Genomic DNA, 20,963 nt, shown 5'->3' on the forward strand with positions numbered 1-20,963 from the left:
ACGGGTCTTAGGAATTTTACACTGTCGAGATCATGAGCTTTACCCTCGCCATTATTGGTCGGCCCAATGTGGGCAAATCCACCTTGTTCAATCGTTTGGTGGGCAAGCGCCTTGCCTTGGTTGATGATCAACCCGGTGTCACCCGTGATCTGCGCGAAGGCGCGGCGCGGCTTGGATCCATGCGGTTCACTGTGGTTGACACGGCGGGTCTTGAGGAAGCCACAGATGACAGTCTGCAAGGCCGTATGCGCCGCCTGACAGAACGGGCGGTTGATATGGCGGATGCGTGTCTGTTTTTGATTGACGCGCGCACAGGCCTGACGCCGACCGATCATGCCTTTGCCGATCTGCTGCGCAAGCGCGGCGTCACTGTCCTTTTGGGCGCAAATAAATCCGAAGGACGGGCAGGGCAGGCAGGGTGGCTTGAGGCCTATGAACTGGGCTTGGGCGAGCCTTTAGCCCTATCCGCTGAGCATGGCGAAGGTATGGGCGAATTGGCCGTGGCCCTTGCCCCGCTGATCGAGGCGAAGGAAGCCGAAGATTACAGCCCCGAAACCGATATCGAGCTTGATGAGGATGAAACCGAGGAAGGGGGTCTGCGCGAATTAACGCTTGAGCGGCCTTTGCAAATCGCCGTTATCGGCCGCCCAAATGCAGGCAAATCCACCCTCATCAACCAAATCTTCGGGGAGGAGCGTTTGCTCACGGGCCCTGAGGCGGGGATTACCCGTGATTCGATCTCCCTTCCAGTGACATGGGATGGGGTGCCGATGCGGATTTTCGACACGGCAGGGATGCGCAAACGCGCCCGCGTGCAGGAAAAACTGGAAAAGCTCTCCGTGGCCGATGGTCTGCGTGCTGTCAAATTTGCCGAAGTGGTCGTGGTTTTGCTGGATGCGGCCATTCCCTTTGAGGCGCAAGATTTGCGCATCGCTGATCTCGCCGAGCGCGAGGGGCGCGCGGTGGTGATTGCGGTAAACAAATGGGATGTTGAGGATGAGAAGCAGGAAAAACTCAAATTCCTGCGCGATCGTCTTGAAAAATTATTGCCGCAAATCAAAGGCGTGTCGATGGTCACGGTTTCAGCCAAGACAGGCAAAGGGCTAGATCGGCTGCATGCGGCAATCATTAACGCTGCCACGATTTGGAACCGCCGTGTGCCAACAGCCACGCTGAACCGATGGTTGGGGGAAATGATCGAGGCGCATCCACCGCCCGCACCATCAGGGCGGCGTATTCGCCTGCGCTACATGACCCAAGCCAAAGCGCGCCCGCCCTCGTTTGTTGTGATGTGTTCGATGCCAGAAAAGCTGCCTGAAAGCTATTCGCGCTATTTGGTCAATGGGTTGCGCGATAGTTTTGACATGCCAGGTGTGCCGATCCGTCTGTTCATGCGCAGCCAAGCGGATAAAAACCCCTACAAGGATCGTAAAAAATCCATTCCCTCGCGCCTAAGCAAACATGTGCGCAAGGGCGATACGAAAAAGAAATAAAAAATGGCGCGTCAGGCAAAACCTAATGCGCCATTTTTCACAATATTAAACGAAATCAGGCGTTTGCCTCACGAATTTTATCTGCTGCTTCTTTGTCATAGCTGACATTTTGCGCGTCAAACATCGCGTCTAGCTCGCCTGTAAGTGTCATCTCGGTGATGATATCGCAGCCGCCCACGAATTCGCCCTTCACATAGAGTTGCGGGATCGTGGGCCAATCTGAGAAATCCTTGATCCCTTGGCGGATATTTTCATCTTCCAACACATTCACATCGGCAAATTCCACGCCCATGTAATTCAAAACACCTGCCACGCGGCTGGAAAACCCGCATTGTGGCATGGATTTTGTGCCTTTCATGAACAAGACCACGTCATTTTTCGTGATCATCTCTTTGATCTGATCTTCTACGCTCATCTGGGTCTTCCTTTTAATCGGGGGCGCGGGTGGTGAGGGCAAGCGCGTGCAATTCGCCCGCGCTGCCATCCATTTTGCCTTTGAGGGCGGCATAAACAGCACGTTGTTGGGCCACGCGGTTCATGCCCTTAAAGCTGGCATCAATCACTTGAGCAGCGAAATGCTGGCCATCATCACCCTCAACCGTGATCTGCGCTTGAGGAAAAGATGCGCGGATTAGGTCCTCGATGTCTTGTGCTGTGATTGCCATATCTGCCCTCATGAATTCCGGTCTGTTACGTCTAATCTAGGCCCCGATATGGCCCCAAACAAGGGGCCTATTGGGGGCGCGTTATGGTTCAGTCAAACAGGCGGGACAGCGTGCCATCTGATAGGGCCCGAAGCGCATCAAGGCTTTCGCTAGAGCCGCCAATGGTGATCTGGTCGCCACCAAATTTACCAACCGTGGTGATCTGAAGGCCCACTTGGCCCGCGGCAACCATCAAGGCTTCGGCCTTATCGGTCGAGCAGGCAATCAAATAGCGCCCCTGATCTTCGCCAAACAAGCTGGCCGCATCGCTTGCATCCAATGTCACACCCGTGTCTGAGGCTGTGGCCATCTCAAACGCAGCCAAGGCAAGCCCGCCATCCGAGAGGTCATTACACGCTGAAATCATTTCGCGATTGTCGAGAATGAATTGGCCCGCTTTCCGCTCTGACTCAAGATCAACGGCGGGGGCATCGCCCTCAACGCGATGGTACACTTCGGCCAACAGCGCGGATTGGCCCAAATGACCATGGGTTTCCCCGACCAAAAGCGCCCAGTGACCTTCGCGTGCCGTTCCGTTGATCAGGTCGCGGTCAATATCCGCAATCAAACCAACCGCCCCAATCGTGGGGGTGGGCAGGATCGCGCTGCCATCGGTTTCATTATAAAGGCTGACATTGCCCGAAACGATTGGGGTGTCGAGCGCTGAACAGGCCGCATCAATGCCCTTAATGGCACCCACGAATTGGCCCATAATTTCGGGCTTTTCGGGGTTGCCGAAATTCAGGTTGTCGGTGGTGGCAAGCGGTGTTGCCCCTACAGAGACAAGGTTGCGATAGGCCTCAGCCACGGCCTGCTTACCGCCCTCAAAGGGGTTCGCTTTGACATAGCGCGGTGTCACATCCGAGGTGAATGCCAACGCCTTATTCGTGCCTGCCACGCGCACAACGCCCGCCCCATAGCCCGGCGTGCGGATCGTGTCTGCGCCAACTTGGGTGTCATATTGTTGATAGACCCAGCCGCGCCCGCAGTAATTGGGCGAAGACAAAAGCGCCTTTAACCCATCAATCGGGTCGATTTCTGGGATGAAATCCACCGCCTTGGCGGCAGGGGTTTCGACCCAAGGGCGGTCATATTCTGGTGCCGTAGAGGACAGTTTCGACAGCGGCAAATCCGCCTTCACTGCATTGCCGTGCATGATCACGAAGCGGTCTTCAGCAATCGTTTCCCCGACAATGGCAAAATCGAGATCCCATTTTTCAAAAATGACGCGCGCCTCGGCCTCTTTTTCGGGGCGTAGCACCATCAACATGCGCTCTTGGCTTTCAGACAGCATCATTTCATAGGCGGTCATGTTGGGCTCGCGCTGCGGCACATGATCAAGTTGCAGCTTGATCCCCAAGCCGCCCTTATCCCCCATCTCGACCGCAGAACAGGTCAGGCCTGCGGCGCCCATATCTTGGATTGAGATCACCGCGCCTGAGGCCATCAATTCAAGGCAGGCCTCAAGCAAGCGCTTTTCTGTGAAAGGGTCGCCAACCTGAACAGTTGGACGCTTTTCTTCAATCGTGTCGTCAAATTCGGCGCTGGCCATCGTGGCCCCGCCAACCCCGTCACGACCTGTCTTGGCGCCCAAATAGACAACAGGCATCCCCACGCCAGAGGCGGCGGAATAGAAAATCTTATCCGTCTCAGCCAGACCAGCGGCAAAGGCATTGACCAAGCAATTGCCATTATATGCCGCGTCAAAGCGCAACTCGCCCCCCACAGTGGGGACGCCGAAACTGTTGCCATAGCCGCTAACACCGCGCACAACCCCATGGATCAAAGAGCGTGTTTTGGGGTGATCTACTGCACCAAAGGAGAGTGCATTCATCGCCGCAATTGGACGCGCGCCCATCGTGAAAACATCGCGCAAAATCCCACCCACGCCCGTGGCCGCGCCCTGATAGGGCTCGATATAGGAGGGGTGGTTGTGGCTTTCCATTTTGAACACGACCGCCTGACCATCGCCAATATCAACAATGCCCGCGTTCTCGCCTGGCCCGCAAATAACCTGCGGCCCTTCGGTTGGTAGGGTGCGCAACCATTTTTTTGAAGATTTATACGAGCAATGCTCGTTCCACATGGCCGAAAAAATGCCAAGTTCCGTGAAATTCGGGATGCGTCCGATAATCTCGAGGATGCGCTCATATTCATCAGGCTTAAGGCCATGTGCAGCGATCAACTCGGGGGTGATTTCGGGTTCGGTCATGGGGTATCGTTCCTGTGGCGAGGCGCAATGGCGCGCAGACACCCCGTCTTTACGGCATAGGCGCGGGAGGGGAAAGGGGGGGCGGGGCACAGGTTGTGCAAAAGCCGTATCTTGCGCTTTGGCCAAAAAAAAGGCCGAGACAAGTCTCGGCCGAAGTCCAACAGGGAGGTAGTCATGACACTTTGTTCAAATGTCATCACTACTGCCCAATTAATGATCACTTTGCGAAGTATCAAGAAAAATCCCGCCACAAGAATGCAAACCCGCTATGCATGTGGCGCATATCACACAGGGTCATGGCGGAAATGTCACGCAGGAGTTCGGGCCGTTTAGACGTTTCCGTCCCGTTCTTTGCGGCGATGTGCGATGATTTCTTCGGTCACAAATTCGCGGAAGGCCTCGATGCGTTTGGACTGCCGCAGTTCTTCGGGATAGGCAAGGAAAACGGGCACATCATTGCTTTCGACATTGTCGAGAACGCGCACCAAATTGGGAAAGTCTTGCGTCAGGTAATCGGGCAAAACCCCAATGCCAAGGTGATGGATGACGCCCTGCAGCACCCCGAAATAGTTATTTACAGTCAAGAAGCTGCCAATTTCATAAGACATCAGCTGACGCACCAAAAGCGCACCTGAGGAGACCTGTGCCGCCGTTGCATTCTGACTGATCAGGCGATGGTCGCGTAAATCCTCAAGTGTTTGGGGAACGCCGTTTTGCTCGAGATATTGGGGCGAAGCGTAAAGACGCATGCGAATATTCATCAAACGCTTGCGAATGAGATCCGCTTGGCTGGGTTCCTTCATGCGGATGGCCACATCGGCCTCGCGCATTGGCAAATCCAGCACCCGTTCCTCAAGCATCAAATCGATCTTGAGATTGGGATATTTTTCATAAAGCGCGGGCAGGCGCGGTGCCAACCATAGCGAGCCAAAGCCGATGGTGGTGGTCACGCGCAATTCACCAAAGACCTCTTCTTCGCTGTCGCGAATGCGGGCGGCGGCTGCATCAAGGCGCTTTGCCATATGGCGCGTGGCATCAAAGAGCAATTCGCCCTGTTCGGTCAGAATCAAACCGCGCGCGTGACGATGGAACAGGGTTGCGTTTAATTCGTCTTCTAAGGATCGAATTTGGCGCGACACCGCCGATTGGCTGAGATGCAACACGTCCCCCGCATGGGTCAAACTGCCTGCATCCGCCACGGCGTGAAAGATCCGTAAACGATCCCAATCCATTACATTCATCCTGCGCGCATATCCAAGCATTTGGACTATAAGGGTTTTCTTGCATTCCTTAAAGGGAGATCGTCACATTTGTGTAAATTTTACAGGCCAGTGCCATTTTTTTTGGCACTGCGTGACGTCTCCTGTGTCCTGCGCTAACAGTCTTTGTCGAGCAGGCCAAGACCGCGCAGATAAATCCCGATCCCTGCCTCAAGAAGGTCTTCAGCGGGGAAGGGGGCATTGCCACCTTCGCGACCGCGCGCAAAGAGTTCAACAACCCCGTGGCTCATGGCCCAGATATGTGCGGTAAACATGGATGCAGGCGGGCGTCTGTCGGCGGGCAATTGTGCGCTAAGTGCCTCGGCGGCCCGTTCCAAAATCGCGCGGGATCTTTCTGATTCACGGGCCAAATCAGGATGGGCACTGGCCGAAAGGCCGCTTTCAAACATGGCCATGTAGTGACCGGGATAAGATTGCGCAAACCGCAAATAAGCGCGGCCCGTGGCCTCGAATGCGGCCAGAGGGGCGGATTTGCTATTGAACGCGGCCTCCATCGCCTCGCGAAAGATCGCGTGACCTTGCAAGGCGGCCTCGGTGATCAATTCTTCACGGCCTTGAAAATGGCGATACACGGCGGCAGGGGTCACGCCCGCATCCTTAGCCGCCTCGGCCAAGGTGAAACCTGCGGGGCCTTTCTCGGTGATCAACCGCAAAGCGGCCTCAACCAAGGCTTGACGCAAATTGCCGTGATGATAGCCCTGTTTACGCATTGTCCCCTTGATCTGTCCAAGCCTCAGGCCCGCCACTTATGGCAGGATCGGGGGCGGACGCAAGGTTGGGTTCTTTTTCTGGATACTCATACTGGCTGAGAATCTGTCGGATCACCGCCAAACGCGCGCGGCGTTTATCATCAGCACGGATCACATGCCACGGCGCTGTCGCGGTATGGGTGCGGGTCAGGGTTTCGCGGATCGCGGCGCTGTATTCGTGCCATTTCGCCAGACCATCGACATCGATACGCGACAGTTTCCAATGTTTGAGCGGGTCATTCTCACGCGCCAAAAAGCGGCGCAGTTGTTCGGCACGGCCCAGATTGAGCCAAATTTTCGTCAGGCTGATCCCATCCTCAAGCAGCATATCCTCGAACCGTGGAGCTTGGGCAAAAAAGGCCTCGCGTTGCGCGGGCGTGCAAAACCCAAACACATGTTCCACAACGCCCCGATTATACCATGAGCGATCAAAGAGCCGAATTTGCCCGCGGCTTGGCAGATGCTGGATGTAGCGCTGAAAATACCATTGCCCCGCCTCGGTTTCGCTGGGTTTCGACAAGGCCACAATTTGCGCCACCCGTGGATTTAGGTTTTCCATGACGCGCGCAATCGCGCCGCCCTTGCCCGCTGCATCGCGCCCCTCAAAAATCACGGCAATCCGTTGCCCTGTTTCGCGCACCCATGCGTGAAATTTTGCCAGTTCGATTTGCAATGCGGTCATTTCAGCCACGTAGAGACTATTTTCCATCCGCGCAGCATAGGGGTAGGTCGGATCAAGAATGTCGGAAATCTCGGCTGTCTTGAGGGCCGCGCGGATCGCCTCGGGCGCATTGTCTTCAAAATAGCGCGTAATTGCGCCATCAAATGGTTTTCTATCAATCATGGCCAATTTCCCAGTGCAGTCTGGGTTGAATATAGGGGCGCATCCTGCGCCCGTCTATCACCGCCGCAGATCGGTGCTGTCTTGACCAATGCGCGCCATATCAAAGGGTGTCGTCAGGTAGATTTCCGAAATCCAATTGCCGAATAGAAGATGGGCATGGCTGCGCCAGCGGTTGAGCGGTTTTTGGCTTGGATCATCATGGGGGAAGTAATTGACGGGCAGGGCGATACTGGCCCCGTCCACCTGAACATTCCCCAGATCACGTTGATATTCTTCGGCCAAGGTGGTGCTGTCATATTCAAGATGGTTGAAGATATAGAGCGCGCGATGTGCGCTATCTTCGACCAAGGCAGGGCCCACCTCGGGACTGTCGAGTAACACGGGCAGGCCCGCTGCCTCGATCTCGGGGCGGCGCATTTCCGTCCAACGGCTGACGGGCATCACCAAATCATCGGAGAACCCGCGCAAATAGGGGCTGTCCGATTGCAGATTGCGATGCCGATAGCACCCGAATTGCTTTGCGGGCAGCATATGTTTTTTGACGCCGTGGAAATAATTGATCATCGCCATCCCGCCCCAGCAAATGCCAAAGGTGGAATGGACATTGGTTTGCGTCCATTCGAAGATTTCGCACAGCTCAGACCAATAGGTCACATCTTCGAAATCCAGATGCTCAATCGGCGCGCCTGTGATGATCAGACCATCAAATTTTTGCTCGCGAACATCACGAAATGGCTGATAAAATTCGGCCATATGTTCCGCGGCGGTGTTCTTTGTTTCATGTTCGCTCATGCGGATCAGCGAGAATTCCGTCTGCAACGGCGATGCGCCAATCAGGCGGGCAAATTGCGTCTCGGTCTGAATTTTCTTGGGCATTAGGTTCAAAAGCCCAATTTTCAATGGCCGAATATCTTGGCTTTCTGCCGCGCTGCGCCCCATGACCATCACCCCCTCATCCCGAAGGATGGAGAATGCAGGCAGGCTGGTTGGCAGGGTTATCGGCATTTGGTGATCCGTATCTTCAGCGCGAAAAGGGGATTTAGGTGATCTCGCCGCGCGCCTCAAGGGCTGTGGCGATCAAAGCAATCACATCTTGTGCATCGGACACACGCGCGACATCCTCGGCGCTGACCCTCAGGCCCCAGTTCGTCGCTATGTCGCGATAGAGCGGCGCGCGATGATGCAAGGCTGCCGCATAGGTGTTGCGGATAAAATCATCTGGATTGACCGCATCGGGCGACAGCCCCGTTTCGGCCAAATAGTCAGCCCATCGCGCATTCAGAAATTGCGGCTGGTAATACATGGGCTTTGGCGCACGGGTGAAGCGGCGGATCAATTCCTCGGTATGATCTTCGCTCCCTTCAATCCAAATCATCAGGCAATTATGCGCAAGCGTGCGCAGCACTTCGTCTTGCGGGTCGTTGGGGTCAACAACCTCACAAATAGAGCCGCCCGTGTCGCAGACGAAATTGGCATATCCATAAAGGTCGCGCGCGCGGCTGATAAAGCTGGGCGTGTCCAAAAGGGCGTTGATCTCAGCGCGCCGATGCAGCGCCTGACGGCGCATATATTCTTCAAACCCGACCCCACCCTTGGCAGGATTACCAGGTTTTCCGAGGAAGGTAGAGAGCGGCGCGAGGTTGTTAAACGTGATGTTTGAGCCGATAAAAATAGAATCCGACTTCAGCAAATCTGCCAGAAACGGCACTTGCATTGCCTGACGTTTGAGATTGTCGACAATATGCTCGCCCATATAGGCGGTGCCAATGCGGTAATCGATGGAATAGTGGAACCAATCCCCAGCATCGCGTAGCAAATTGGCAAGCCGTGTCTTGCCAAGGCCTGACATCCCGAAAAAAAGAACCTGTTTTTGCGCCGCTGCACGCCAATCGCTTGCGGATTTATAAAGCATTTTCATAGGGCCTGCCGCCTTTGCCAAAGCCTTGTTTTGGCAGGTCTATCCTGAAAACCTGCCAAATTCCAATGGCGATTTTGTGGGCGACCTTAAAAGCGATGGCTGAGACGGATCGTGACAAGCCTTGCCCTGTTTCCGTTGAACCGCGCAAAGGGCGTGGTTCCAAGCCCCGTTGTTGTGTCGTCAAATCGGACTTCAGAGAGGGCAAGCCCGATGGCCGCGCCGCCGCGCGTATATTCGGCCCCAAGCGTGAAGGCGCGTAGGCCATCAACAGGGGCAAGGTTGCTAGATAGCCCGCCCGTTTGCGGCTCTTGCGAATACAGGGCCGATATACCCCACTCCTCGCTCAGGCGATGCTTGACGCCCAAATCATAGCGCATGACATCATCACGATATGTGACCAATGCCCCCGCGGGGTAAAGGTTCGGCCTGATCTCAAATCCCCCCCAACGGCTTTGTTGAATGCGGCCAAAAAGGGCGGTGTTGGTCACAATGCCCTGTTGGAAATCAAGGCTGAGGGTTGCGGGCATCTCAACGCCAAATCGCGTGTCGCTGAGGGCAGGGGTTGCGCCTGCCACGCCCAATACCCGCCCCTCTTGGCCTGAAAAAGTCAGATCAATCGGGCTGGTGTAGCTGAGCGCAAGGCGGGTGCCGAATTCAGGGCGGCTATAGGCAAGCCCCAGAACATAGCCAAGGCCCGTATCGCTTTTGCCATCAAAGCGGTAGGAAAAGACATTCGGCAAGCCTGCATTCAGCGAAACGTAAATATCGCCATCCGATTGCAACAGGCGCAGACCACCATAAGCAAAGGCGTTTTGGCCGATGTCATAGGATAAAAGTGCTGTGATGGCACGGCTTTCCAATGTGGCAGTGGTGCCGTTCAGCGGATACCCCACCGCGTTATAGGCGGTGTTGGCAGCATAGGGGGTGGTGATTTGCAACGCCACGCCATGCGATCACCCAAATCTTGCTTATATCCCAAATTCAGCGTGGTGCGGCTTTGCAGGACATTTTGTGCGCCCACGTTTGGCGCGGCGACAAGTGCGCCTGACACAGTACTGTCGCGGCGCTGTGCGCTGATTTCGGCATAACCGCCATCCTCGAACAGGATTAGCGGTGAGAATGTGGTTTGATCTAGGCCCCCTCCATGGGCGACTTGGCCAATGCACAGGCTGCATAAAAGTGAATAAACAGGTGCAAGCAACCAACGCTTACGGGTCATGATGGGTTTCCCTCCTACAATGATCCCCCTTGGTGATCATTAAGCGCAAGCGTACCCATCTTGTATATATAAAAAATGCCTAAAAAATTACATTTAACTGGTGGCGGCGTTGCGGCGCTCTAGCCGCGCGGCGCCTGTAATATTCAGGTAATTTGCCCCAAAAATAAGGGCCGCCCCCAAAAGCACCGTTGGGTCAAGGGGTTCGGCATAGAGCATGACCCCAATCAGGGCAATCACAGGTAGGCGCACAAAATCCAGTGGCATCACCACCGAGGCGGGCGCGACACTGAGGGCGGATGTCAAACAAAAATGCGCCACGAGCCCCGCAAAGCCGATCAAAACAATCCACGCCACATTGCCCCCTGTCGGCAAGGCCATATCCCCATCTGCAAGGCTGCACACCAGACCAAAGACCAGTTGCATGATCGTGAGATAGAACATGATGCAGGTGATGGTTTGGCTCTGCGTCAGGCGCTTGGTGAAAATCGCGGTGCTGGCAAAACAAAGCGCCGCCGCCGCGGCAATGATCATCCCCGCAGAGGGGGGCGCCACCCAAGGGCGCACTACTAGGAGGATGCCGATGAACCCCACAACCGCGACAAACAGCTTGAGCCGCGTCAAACGCTCGCCCAAAAACAAGGCGGCCAAAAGCATGACCCAAAGCGGCGAGGTGAATTCAAGCGCGAAGACCTGCGCAAGTGGGATCACGGTGATCGCGTAAAACCACAGGTTTTGCCCCGTAAAATGAAAGATATTGCGCCCCATATGCATCGGCAGCTTGTCGCGTTTGACCTCGCCCCATTTGCCAAAGACCGTGGCCAGGATCGCAACCACCGCCACCCCCACAGCCGAGCGATAGGTCATGATTTCGAACGTGTCCAATTCAAAGGAGACAGCCCGCCCCGCAATGGCCATCAGGGTAAAGGCGACAATCGCCCCCGTCATCCAGAGCGCCGCCAATGCGGGGCGCTGTTGGTTTGCTTGGCTCATCTGTGCACGCTTTCCTAGGTTAGGCGCCCCAAAATCGCGCCAAGGCAGGAAGGTAGCTAAAATCACAGGCTTGGCAAGATGGCGGCGTTACAGCCCCTTGGTTTTGGCCTCTTGCCACAAGGCTTCCATCTCTTCGAGATTGGACTGATCTGCGCTTCGACCATCTGCCCGAAGTTGGTTTTCTATATAATTGAAACGGCGGGTGAATTTCTCATTCGCCTTGCGCAAGGCCGTTTCGGGGTCAACCTTGAGATGACGCGCGAGATTGGCCATCACAAACAGCAAATCGCCCATTTCTTCGGCAATTTTCTCTTGGGGGAGGGTCGCGCGCGCCTCGGCCAATTCAGCGGATTCTTCGGCGATTTTATCGATGACTTGATCAATCTGCGGCCAATCAAACCCCACGCGTGCTGCCCGCTTTTGCAGCTTTTCCGCCCGCATCAAGGCGGGCAAGCCGAGTGCGACATCGGCCAAAACCCCCGTTTTCGCACGGGCGGCGCGCTCGCGGGCTTTGATCTTTTCCCAATCTTCGACCTGTTGGTCTGCCGATTTGTCGCGATTTTCTGCACCAAACACATGCGGGTGGCGCGCGACCATCTTGTCGGAAATGTGGCGCAGAACATCGTCAAAGGTGAAATACCCTGCCTCTTCCGCCATTTGCGCGTGATAGACCGATTGCAGAACCAAATCCCCCAATTCGCCGCGCAATTCGCCCCATGAACGGCGCGAGATTGCATCGGCCACCTCATAGGCCTCCTCAATCGTGTAGGGGGCGATGCTGTCGAAATCTTGCTCGATATCCCAAGGGCAGCCCGCCTCTGGGTCGCGCAAGGCGCGCATGATCTCGAGAAGGCGGGCCATAGAGCCGCCGCCATTTTCAATCAGATCACGATCATACATGGCGCATCCCTTTATTTGGTTCCGGGCGCAAGAGCGCGAAAGCGGCGTTTGTGGTAAATCAGCGGGTCGGTCTGATCGGATAGGGTCACGGCGCGCACTACGCCGAAAATCACATGATGCGTCCCGATGGTGTCTGATTTCAAAATGGTGCAATCAAAGGCGGTCAAAGCATCTGAGAAAACGGGCGCGCCCGTTGCAAGTGGGGCATAGGCAACCCTGTCAAAGCGCGCAGCCCCTGTGAGGCCATGCCGGCCTGCAAAAATTTCTGCTGTTTGATCAGATCCTTGGCCGAGGATATTGATGCAAAATACACCATTTTCCAGAATGATAGGCAACGATGTCGAGTTGGCATGAACGCAAATCAACATGGTTGGGCCATCGGCTTGGGTGTCTGGGTCTGCAGAAACAGAACTCATGGCCGAGACGGTTAAGCCCCCCAAACCTGCAACGCCATCGGTGCTGACCACGCAGACGGAATTCGCGCAAAGGCTCATCGCGTCAATAAAATCTTGGCGCAATTTATCGGTCTGCTCGGTCATCTGCCCATCCTTTTTGATCTTTGGGCTAGATCTAGTCGAATTTCACCCTTGAGGCCAGTCGCCGCGGCGGGTTTGGCTTGAGTTTTTCCCAAAGCTGGAACAGAACGGATCAGGGACAGTGAGGGAGAGGCGCAAAATGGCGCTGGAAGATGCCAAAAGCCAAATTGATCTGGCCATTACGGCGGGATCGTTCAAAGGGCTTGCATTTGAGAATGCGTTTTCTGGGGTGCCTTCTTTTTTGCGCCGCAAACTGTCTAAAGACCTATCGGGGGTGGACTTGGCTATTACAGGCATTCCCTTTGATCAGGCGGTGACGCATCGCGCAGGCACCCGATTTGGCCCGCGCGCCATCCGCGCTGCCTCAAGTTTGCAACCTTTTGATCCGCCCTTTGGGTGGGATGGTTTCTCGCCGCTTGAGCAATTTGCGATTGCCGATTACGGCGATATGGCACTGGATTATGCGCAACCCGCGCAGACGCCCGCCGCAATTGAGGCGCATATTGCGGGCATTTTGGCCCAAGGGGCGAATGTCATCAGCTTGGGCGGGGATCATTCGATCACCCTGCCGATTTTGCGCGCCCATGTGGCCAAATTCGGGCCCGTGGCCTTGCTGCAATTTGATGCCCATACCGACACATGGCCTGATGATGCGCCTGCGCGGGTGGATCATGGAACCTTCTGCTACAAGGCGGTGAAGGAAGGTTTGATTGATGTTCAGCGGTCAATCCATGTGGGTATTCGCACAGTGGTGGACGACAATCTGGGCATCGAAATCATCAGTGCCCAAGATGTGGCGCGGCGCGGTGTGGCGGATGTGGTTTCAGCGATCCGCACGCGGCTTGGTGATGCGCCTGTCTATCTTTCCTTTGACATTGATGCGCTTGATCCGGCCTATGCCCCGGGAACAGGCACGCCTGTTTGGGGGGGCTTGAGCAGCCGTGAGGTGGCCTTGATCCTGCGCGGATTGGCGGGGATTAACCTAATCGGCGGCGATGTGGTTGAGGTTTCCCCCCCCTATGACACGGGCGAGATCACGGCGGTGGCTGCCGCCCATGTTGCGTTAGAACTGATCTGCCTTTGGGGTTGGCCAAAGCGGGGGCATGGATGACAGAACATCCCCGCAAATTAAAGCGTTATCAGGTGGCGCGTGATATCACCTATGCGACCTCGGCGCAGACCCGAATGGGGCGTGCGGTGATCCGTTTGTTGGAAAACACGACAGGGCGCCTGTCCTTGATCCGCCGTGCCGAAGGCTATGAGGATCAAGTGGCGGCAGGTCATGATTTTTGGCAGGTGATGTGCGATCGCTACGGCCTGAAGATCAAGTATCACGGGGCAGGGCTCGAGGGCATCCCCGAGGCGGGGCCACTGATTTTGATTGCGAACCATCCGTTTGGCATTTTGGATGGGTTGATTATGGGGCATATCCTATCCCAGCGCCGGGGCGGGGATTTTCGCATTCTCGCGCATCAGATTTTCCGCAAGGCCCCCGATCTTGAGCGGATCATTCTGCCCGTCTCCTTCGATGAAACCAAAGAGGCGGTTGCGCAAAACATCACCACACGCAAGGCCGCGTTTTCCTATTTGGATCAAGGGGGCGCGATTGGCATTTTTCCTGGCGGCACAGTTTCGACTGCGGCCAAGCCTTTTGGCGTTCCGATGGATCCAGATTGGCGGCTCTTTACCGCGCGCATGGTCGCGCGTTCAGGCGCAACCGTGATCCCGATTTTCTTTGAAGGGCAGAATTCGCGTCTTTTCCAGATCATGAGCCATATCCATGTCACCTTGCGTATGGGGTTGCTGATCCGTGAATTTCGCAAACGGATGAAAGTGCCGCTTGAGGTGACAGTGGGCAGGCCAATTTCGCGGCAAGATATGGCAGCTCATCTGGACAATCCGCCCGCATTGATGGATTTTCTACGCAGCGAAACCTATCGCTTGAGCCAAACGCCGATTGACTCTCGCTTGCGCGGGTTTGAATTTGATCAAAAGCGTCTCGCCAAGCGGCATGAAAGGCAGGAAGATGGCGGTCGGCATATTTGACTCAGGCCTTGGCGGGCTGACAGTGTTGGATGCGGTCACGCGGCGATTGCCCGATTTGTCGTTGGTATATTTTGGCGATAACGCGCACACGCCCTATGGGGTGCGGGATGCAGAAGATATTTACCACCTGACCACGCGCGGGGTGCAATGCCTGTTTGATCAAGGCTGTGATCTGGTCATTTTAGCCTGTAACACCGCCTCTGCGGCCGCGTTGCGGCGGATGCAGGAGGGGTGGGTTCCGAAAGACAAGCGCGTCCTTGGTGTGTTTGTCCCCCTGATTGAGGCGCTGACCGAGCGGCAATGGGGGGATAACTCGCCCCCCCGCGAAGTTGCGGTAAAACATGTGGCGCTTTTTGCCACGCCTGCAACTGTCTCAAGCCGCGCGTTTCAACGTGAATTGGCCTTTCGCGCCATTGGTGTTGATGTCGAAGCACAGCCCTGTGGCGGCTTGGTGGATGCGATTGAGATGGGCGATATGATCTTGGCTGAGGCGATGGTGCGCAGCCATGTTGAGGCGCTGTTGCGCCGTATGCCGCGCCCCGAGGCGGCCATTTTGGGCTGCACCCATTACCCGCTGGTTGAAGAGCATTTCCGTACTGCCCTTGGCCCTGATGTGGCGGTATACAGCCAGCCCAATCTGGTTGCCGAAAGTTTGGCCGATTATCTGACCCGCCGCCCTGAAATGGCAGGTGCGGGGGCCGTGACGAAGTTTTTGACAACGGGCGACCCGCAAAAAGTATCGAACAAGGCCACACAGTTTTTGCGCCGCAAGATTGCCTTTGAACAGGCAGAGCTTCCTGATGCATGAAAGAGATGGAATGACAAAGAATATCGCGATCCTAGGGGCCTCTGGATATACGGGCGCGGAATTGGTGCGGCTGATCCATGTGCATGGGGGCATGCGCATCGTGGCCCTGTCAGGCGAGCGCAAGGCGGGCATGGCGATGGGGGATGTGTTTCCCTTTTTGCGTCATTTAGATTTGCCCGTTCTTCAGAAAATTGAAGAAATTGATTTCACGAATATTGATCTGGCCTTTTGCGCGCTGCCCCATGCGACCTCGCAGGCGGTGATCAAAGACCTGCCGCGCAATTTGAAAATTGTGGATCTCTCCGCGGATTTTCGTCTGCGCGACCCTGTGGCCTATGAAAAATGGTATGGCCAGCCCCATGCCGCCCCAGAATTGCAGACGGAAGCGGTCTATGGTCTGACTGAATTTTACCGTGATGAGATATCAGCGGCGCGCCTTGTCGCAGGCACGGGCTGCAACGCGGCCACGGGGCAATATGCCTTGCGGCCTTTGATTTCGGCGGGGCTGATTGATCTTGATGAGATCATCATTAACATGGTGGTTGGCGTGTCGGGGGCAGGGCGCAGCCTAAAAGAGAACCTGCTTCATGCTGAACTCTCGGAAGGCACAAACCCCTATGGGGTAGGCGGCACGCATCGCCATTTGGGGGAATTTGATCAAGAATTCTCAGCCCTCGCAGGGCGCAAGGTTGAGGTGCAATTTACCCCCCATCTCGCCCCGTTTAACCGCGGGATCTTGGCCACGGTCTATGTCAAAGGTGAGGCTGAGGCGATTTACGACACATTGGCCGCAACCTATGCATCTGAGCCTTTCGTGCACGTGCTACCCTTTGGCGCAGCCTCGTCAACGCATGATGTGCGCGGCTCGAACCATGCCTATATAGGGGTGGCAAAGGATCGGCGCGCGGGCCGCGCGATTGTTTTTGCCGCGCTTGATAACCTGTGCAAAGGGTCATCGGGTCAAGCGTTGCAAAACGCCAATCTGATGCTTGGGTTTGACGAAAAGCAAGGGTTAGAAAACCTCGCGCTTTTCCCATGACCTCGCGTGACGGCGTGATGGAATGATAGGTGTAAGACGATGCAAACATTGAAAAAAAGACGCCGTATTCAGATTGTTATGCTGGCCGTGTTTTGCCTGGTCGGCATGACCGCGCTGGTTGGGTATGGGTTTCGTGATGGCATCAATTTCTTCATGCCGCCCGCCGAGGTGGCCGAAAACCCGCCCGCAGCGAATAAAACCTTCCGCATCGGCGGCCTTGTGGAGGAGGGGACATTGCGCCGCGGCCAAGGGGCGACCATCACCTTCAACGTCACCGATGGCGCGGCCTCCATCCCTGTGTCTTACACGGGTGTTCTGCCAGATTTGTTTGGCGAGGGCGAAGGCATGGTTGGCACAGGCCGCCTGATTGATGGCGTGTTTGAAGCAACCGAAATCCTCGCCCGCCATGATGAGACCTATATGCCCGAAGAAGTGATTGACGCTCTTAAAGAGCAGGGTGTTTACGTGGCGCCTGAGAGTTGAGGGACAATTTAGACGTCACGTGCCTTTGCGTCATATTCGACCAAAGCTGCGTCCCATGTCGGAATATTATCGGCCTCATATCCATGCACCTTGCCCGTAGCAATTTGGGCGAACACCCTCATGGATTTAAGATGCGCAGGTGATCTGCGATAGGCCATCATATCGGCTTTGCTGCCCCACACGGTCAAGGTATGATGCACACCTTGGCGGATTTTCGTGCCGACAAAGCGCGCGCCTTTGGCCGTTTGCGCGGCGCGAAAGGCGGGGATTGCCAAGGCCCAAAACCTGATCCAACTGATCATGCCTTTGGTTTTCAGACCTGTGACAGATACATACATCGCGCCTCACTCCCACTCAATCGTTCCGGGCGGTTTTGAGGTGATGTCATAGGTCACGCGGTTGATGCCCTTGACCTCGTTGATGATGCGGGTGGCGGTTTCGCCCAAGAAATCATGGCTAAACGGGTAATAATCCGCCGTCATCCCATCAACTGATGTCACCGCACGCAGGGCGCAGGCATAATCATAGGTGCGGCCATCGCCCATCACACCCACGGTGCGCACGGGCAGGATCGCCACAAAGGCCTGCCAAATCTCGTCATAAAGCCCATGCTTGCGGATTTGGTCGATATAAACCGCATCGGCCTTGCGCAGGATTTCTAGCTTTTCGCGGGTGATCTCGCCGGGGCAACGGATCGCAAGACCAGGCCCGGGGAAGGGGTGGCGGCCGATGAAATGTGCGGGCAGACCCAGTTCACGACCCAAGGCGCGCACCTCGTCCTTGAACAATTCGCGCAAGGGTTCGACCAGTTTCAGCCCCATCTTTTCGGGCAGGCCACCCACATTGTGATGGCTTTTGATCGTGACGCTTGGCCCGCCAGAAAAGCTTACGCTTTCAATGACATCAGGGTAAAGCGTGCCCTGCGCCAAAAAGGAGGCGCCTTCGATGCTATCGGCATATTTCTGGAACACATCAATAAATAATTTGCCGATGGTTTTGCGCTTCACCTCGGGGTCACTGACCCCTTCGAGTGCACCAAGGAACAAATCCTGTTCTTGCGCGTGGATCACGGACAGGTTCATGTGGTCGCGGAACATCGTGACCACTTCCTCAGCCTCGCCCATGCGCAGCAGGCCATGATCCACAAAGACGCAAGTGAGCTGATCGCCAATGGCCTCATGGATGAGGGCCGCAGCGACCGAACTATCAACCCCGCCTGACAGGCCGCAAATCACCTTAGCATCGCCGACCTGTTCGCGAATGGCGGCGACCGCTTGGTCACGATAGCCCGCCATTGTCCAATCGCCGCGGAAACCTGCGATGGAGAGAAAATTCTTATAGAGCTGCGCGCCATTGGGGGTGTGATGCACCTCGGGGTGGAATTGCACCGCGTAAAAACGGCGGTTCACATCGGCGGTAATCGCAAAAGGCGCGCCTGGGGATGTGCCAAGCACTTCGAACCCATCGGCAATTTTGCTAACATGGTCGCCGTGGCTCATCCAAACCTGTTCGCGGCCATCTTCCGCGCTGAACCATCCATCCACAAAATCTGATTGGGCGGTGGTTTTGGTCACATAGGCGCGTCCAAATTCGGCGGTGGCGTGTTCGCCTGCCTCAACCTTGCCACCCAGATCCTGCATCATCACCTGCTGGCCATAGCAGATGCCCATGATCGGCACGCCCAGATCATACACGGCGCGCGGCGGGCGCGGGGATCCTTCTCGCATCACCGAATCTGGCCCGCCCGAGAAAATCACCGCCTTGGGGTCGAATTCCGCCAAAAACGCGGCATCGACATTTTGATAGGGGTGAATTTCACAATACACATTTTGCTCGCGCAGGCGGCGGGCAATCAGTTGCGTCACTTGGCTGCCGAAATCAATGATCAGAAGCCGCTCATGGGATTGGGCAATGGGTTCTATCGTCATATGCTTCGCATAGGCGAGGCTTTGCGCGCGCGCAAGAGCGCGAATGTCGCTTTCCCCTCGCAAATGGCGCAAATCGCCATCGCCCCCATTGTTTCGCAAGATAAAAGCGGCAACACACCTGCCCCGCAATTTTTGCGGGATTGAAATTTATGTCACTTCGAGAGGGCAAAATCATGAGCGAAGCAGCAGCAGATCGACGTCGGGGCAGAGGGGGTGGCGGAGCCGCCCGCCGTGCGGAGCGCAGCGCACCCAAACTTGAAGCGGCGAAATATATCGAACGCAAAATCCCCAATCTCGAAATCCTCTCGGACGAGGCGCTGGAGATCATCGAGGCGAATGCGGAAACTGTTCTCGAAGAGATCGGTGTCAATTTCGTGGAAAATTCCGAGGCGCTGAAGCGATGGAAAGATGTGGGGGCCGATGTCAACGGCGAGCGTGTGCGTTTTCCCAAGGGACTGCTGCGCAGCCTGATTAAAACCGCGCCGTCCTCGTTTATCCAACACGCCCGTAACCCAGAGCGCAGTGTTGAGATCGGCGGCAAATCTTTGGTGCTTGCCCCTGTTTATGGCCCTCCCTTTGTTTGGGACAGTGTCGGCGGCCGCCGTTATGCGACTATGGCTGATTTTCAGAAATTCGTAAAACTGGGCTATATGTCGAAATGGCTGCACCATTCGGGTGGCACAGTGTGCGAACCAACGGATATTCCCGTTAACAAGCGCCATTTTGATATGCTTTATGCGCATATGAGCCTGAGTGATAAGCCCTTTATGGGGTCGGTCACCGAACCATCGCGGGCGCAAGACTCGGTTGATATGTGCAAAATTCTGTTCGGCGAAGACTTCGCGACCAATAACACGGTCATGACATCGCTGATCAATATCAATTCCCCGCTGACTTTCGATGCAACCATGATGGGCGCATTGGAGGTTTATGCCGCGAATAATCAGGCTTGCATCGTCTCGCCCTTTATCGTGGGGGGCGCGATGGCGCCTGTTTCGGTTATGGGCACGCTGACCCAAGTGTTGGCCGAGGTGATGGTGGCTGTTGCCTATAGCCAAATGATCCGCAAAGGCGCGCCTGTGATATTCGGGGCCTTTGTGACATCAATTGATATGAATTCAGGCGCACCGACATTTGGCACGCCAGAGGCTGCGCAAATCACCTATGGTGCAGGGCAATTGGCGCGGCGTTTGAACTTACCTTACCGCTCGGCGGGGTCGTTTAACGGCTCAAAATTGCCCGATGCGCAGGCAGCCTATGAGACATCGAATTCGCTGAATATGGGTTTGCTGTCAGGCGTGAATTTCATGCTGCATGCTTGTGGTTGGCTTGAGGGCGGTTTGGCCGCAAGCCCTGAGAAATTCGTGCTTGATGCGGATCAGCTTGGCGTGTTGCACCATCTGGCGGCGGGTGTGCCGATTGACGAGAATGCCCAAGCGATGGATGCGTTGCGCGAGGTTGGCCCGGGCGGGCATTTCTTGGGCTGTGCGCATACACAGGCGAATTTCAAAACCGCCTTCTGGAAAACCAATGTGCTTGATTACAAGCCCTATGAAACATGGGTTGATGAGGGCAGCCGTGACAGCGTGGCCTTGGCGGCTGCGCGGGTGGACAAAATGCTGTCTGAATATGTCCAGCCCGCGCTAGACCCTGCGGTTGACGAGGCCCTCAAGGCCTATATCGCGCAACGCAAATCTGAGATGCCAGACGCCTTTATCTGAGCGTCTAGGTCACTGGATCTTTCGCCGCCCCATGCCACAAGCTTGGGGCGGTTTTCTTTTGCGACAGTCGCATCTGTGCTTTTGCGCTCAGCC

At 55.7% G+C, this 20,963-nt stretch carries 22 protein-coding genes; 7 read left to right on the forward strand and 15 right to left on the reverse strand.

The genetic code is table 11. The annotated features are described in order from the left end of the window. Window positions 1-32: 32 nt before the first annotated feature. Window positions 33-1,493, forward strand: a complete 1,461-nt coding sequence (gene der, locus AAC636_RS06870; RefSeq protein ID WP_340300881.1) for a ribosome biogenesis GTPase Der — start codon at window positions 33-35, stop codon at window positions 1,491-1,493. A 55-nt stretch (window positions 1,494-1,548) separates the two neighbouring features. Here der and grxD read toward each other — a convergent pair whose 3' ends face one another. The 13 genes from grxD to AAC636_RS06935 all read right to left on the reverse strand — a co-directional run bounded on the left by grxD (window position 1,549) and on the right by AAC636_RS06935 (window position 12,848). After that, window positions 1,549-1,908 carry a Grx4 family monothiol glutaredoxin gene (gene grxD, locus AAC636_RS06875; RefSeq protein WP_340260728.1) on the reverse strand — a complete coding sequence of 120 codons (360 nt, stop codon included), beginning with the start codon at window positions 1,906-1,908 and terminating at the stop codon, window positions 1,549-1,551. Window positions 1,909-1,921: 13 nt separating this feature from the next. Then, a complete protein-coding gene (locus AAC636_RS06880; protein ID WP_340242769.1) occupies window positions 1,922-2,158 on the reverse strand; it encodes a BolA/IbaG family iron-sulfur metabolism protein in 237 nt (78 codons plus the stop codon). Window positions 2,159-2,246: 88 nt separating this feature from the next. Continuing rightward, on the reverse strand, window positions 2,247-4,409 hold the full coding sequence (gene purL, locus AAC636_RS06885; RefSeq protein ID WP_340300882.1) for a phosphoribosylformylglycinamidine synthase subunit PurL: 2,163 nt from the start codon (window positions 4,407-4,409) through the stop codon (window positions 2,247-2,249). A 329-nt stretch (window positions 4,410-4,738) separates the two neighbouring features. Further along, on the reverse strand, window positions 4,739-5,641 hold the full coding sequence (locus AAC636_RS06890) for a LysR family transcriptional regulator (RefSeq protein WP_340251347.1): 903 nt from the start codon (window positions 5,639-5,641) through the stop codon (window positions 4,739-4,741). 143 nt (window positions 5,642-5,784) lie between these two features. After that, on the reverse strand, window positions 5,785-6,399 hold the full coding sequence (locus AAC636_RS06895) for a TetR/AcrR family transcriptional regulator (RefSeq protein WP_340300883.1): 615 nt from the start codon (window positions 6,397-6,399) through the stop codon (window positions 5,785-5,787). Beyond that, window positions 6,392-7,282: a polyphosphate kinase 2 gene (gene ppk2, locus AAC636_RS06900; RefSeq protein ID WP_340300884.1), complete on the reverse strand. Its 891-nt coding sequence runs from the start codon at window positions 7,280-7,282 to the stop codon at window positions 6,392-6,394. The genes AAC636_RS06895 and ppk2 overlap by 8 nt, the downstream gene beginning before the upstream one ends. A gap of 57 nt (window positions 7,283-7,339) precedes the next feature. Continuing rightward, the gene (locus AAC636_RS06905; RefSeq protein ID WP_340300885.1) at window positions 7,340-8,287 is read right to left on the reverse strand and encodes a homoserine O-succinyltransferase; all 948 of its coding nucleotides are present in this window, start codon (window positions 8,285-8,287) and stop codon (window positions 7,340-7,342) included. Between the two features lie 34 nt (window positions 8,288-8,321). Then, window positions 8,322-9,194 carry an ATPase gene (locus AAC636_RS06910; protein ID WP_340301108.1) on the reverse strand — a complete coding sequence of 291 codons (873 nt, stop codon included), beginning with the start codon at window positions 9,192-9,194 and terminating at the stop codon, window positions 8,322-8,324. A 92-nt stretch (window positions 9,195-9,286) separates the two neighbouring features. Beyond that, window positions 9,287-10,138, reverse strand: a complete 852-nt coding sequence (locus tag AAC636_RS06915; protein ID WP_340300886.1) for a hypothetical protein — start codon at window positions 10,136-10,138, stop codon at window positions 9,287-9,289. Next, a complete protein-coding gene (locus tag AAC636_RS06920) occupies window positions 10,078-10,419 on the reverse strand; it encodes a hypothetical protein (protein WP_340300887.1) in 342 nt (113 codons plus the stop codon). Before AAC636_RS06920 ends, AAC636_RS06915 begins: the two co-directional genes overlap by 61 nt. Before the next feature lie 93 nt (window positions 10,420-10,512). Next, complete coding sequence (locus tag AAC636_RS06925; RefSeq protein WP_340300888.1) at window positions 10,513-11,409, reverse strand: DMT family transporter; 897 nt, start codon at window positions 11,407-11,409, stop codon at window positions 10,513-10,515. A gap of 87 nt (window positions 11,410-11,496) precedes the next feature. Next, entirely contained in the window at window positions 11,497-12,309 is an 813-nt protein-coding gene (gene mazG / locus AAC636_RS06930; RefSeq protein ID WP_340300889.1) for a nucleoside triphosphate pyrophosphohydrolase, read from the reverse strand. A gap of 11 nt (window positions 12,310-12,320) precedes the next feature. Next, the gene (locus AAC636_RS06935; protein ID WP_340300890.1) at window positions 12,321-12,848 is read right to left on the reverse strand and encodes a flavin reductase family protein; all 528 of its coding nucleotides are present in this window, start codon (window positions 12,846-12,848) and stop codon (window positions 12,321-12,323) included. A gap of 136 nt (window positions 12,849-12,984) precedes the next feature. On the opposite strand from AAC636_RS06935, the gene speB reads away from it, so the two are divergent. From speB to ccmE, 5 genes are read left to right on the forward strand one after another with little or no spacing between them, the layout of a single operon-like run. After that, a complete protein-coding gene (speB, locus tag AAC636_RS06940; protein ID WP_340296733.1) occupies window positions 12,985-13,956 on the forward strand; it encodes an agmatinase in 972 nt (323 codons plus the stop codon). Further along, the gene (locus AAC636_RS06945) at window positions 13,953-14,891 is read left to right on the forward strand and encodes a lysophospholipid acyltransferase family protein (RefSeq protein WP_340300891.1); all 939 of its coding nucleotides are present in this window, start codon (window positions 13,953-13,955) and stop codon (window positions 14,889-14,891) included. Before speB ends, AAC636_RS06945 begins: the two co-directional genes overlap by 4 nt. Beyond that, window positions 14,872-15,699, forward strand: coding sequence for a glutamate racemase (locus AAC636_RS06950; RefSeq protein WP_340300892.1), 828 nt, complete (start codon window positions 14,872-14,874; stop codon window positions 15,697-15,699). Before AAC636_RS06945 ends, AAC636_RS06950 begins: the two co-directional genes overlap by 20 nt. Window positions 15,700-15,709: 10 nt before the next feature. Beyond that, window positions 15,710-16,738 (forward strand): N-acetyl-gamma-glutamyl-phosphate reductase, encoded by a 1,029-nt coding sequence (argC, locus tag AAC636_RS06955; protein ID WP_340300893.1) that lies wholly within the window; start codon window positions 15,710-15,712, stop codon window positions 16,736-16,738. 39 nt (window positions 16,739-16,777) lie between these two features. Further along, window positions 16,778-17,221 carry a cytochrome c maturation protein CcmE gene (ccmE, locus tag AAC636_RS06960; protein WP_340251321.1) on the forward strand — a complete coding sequence of 148 codons (444 nt, stop codon included), beginning with the start codon at window positions 16,778-16,780 and terminating at the stop codon, window positions 17,219-17,221. Window positions 17,222-17,229: 8 nt separating this feature from the next. Here the strand turns inward: ccmE and AAC636_RS06965 are convergent, their stop codons facing one another. Both AAC636_RS06965 and guaA read right to left on the reverse strand, forming a co-directional pair. Next, window positions 17,230-17,559, reverse strand: coding sequence for a hypothetical protein (locus AAC636_RS06965; protein WP_340300894.1), 330 nt, complete (start codon window positions 17,557-17,559; stop codon window positions 17,230-17,232). 6 nt (window positions 17,560-17,565) lie between these two features. Next, window positions 17,566-19,149: a glutamine-hydrolyzing GMP synthase gene (gene guaA, locus AAC636_RS06970; protein ID WP_340300895.1), complete on the reverse strand. Its 1,584-nt coding sequence runs from the start codon at window positions 19,147-19,149 to the stop codon at window positions 17,566-17,568. A 173-nt stretch (window positions 19,150-19,322) separates the two neighbouring features. On the opposite strand from guaA, the gene AAC636_RS06975 reads away from it, so the two are divergent. After that, window positions 19,323-20,870: a trimethylamine methyltransferase family protein gene (locus AAC636_RS06975; RefSeq protein ID WP_340300896.1), complete on the forward strand. Its 1,548-nt coding sequence runs from the start codon at window positions 19,323-19,325 to the stop codon at window positions 20,868-20,870. Window positions 20,871-20,963 lie beyond the last annotated feature (93 nt).

The sequence above is a fragment of the Roseobacter sp. HKCCD5988 genome (assembly GCF_037830355.1).
Lineage (GTDB): Bacteria > Pseudomonadota > Alphaproteobacteria > Rhodobacterales > Rhodobacteraceae > M30B80.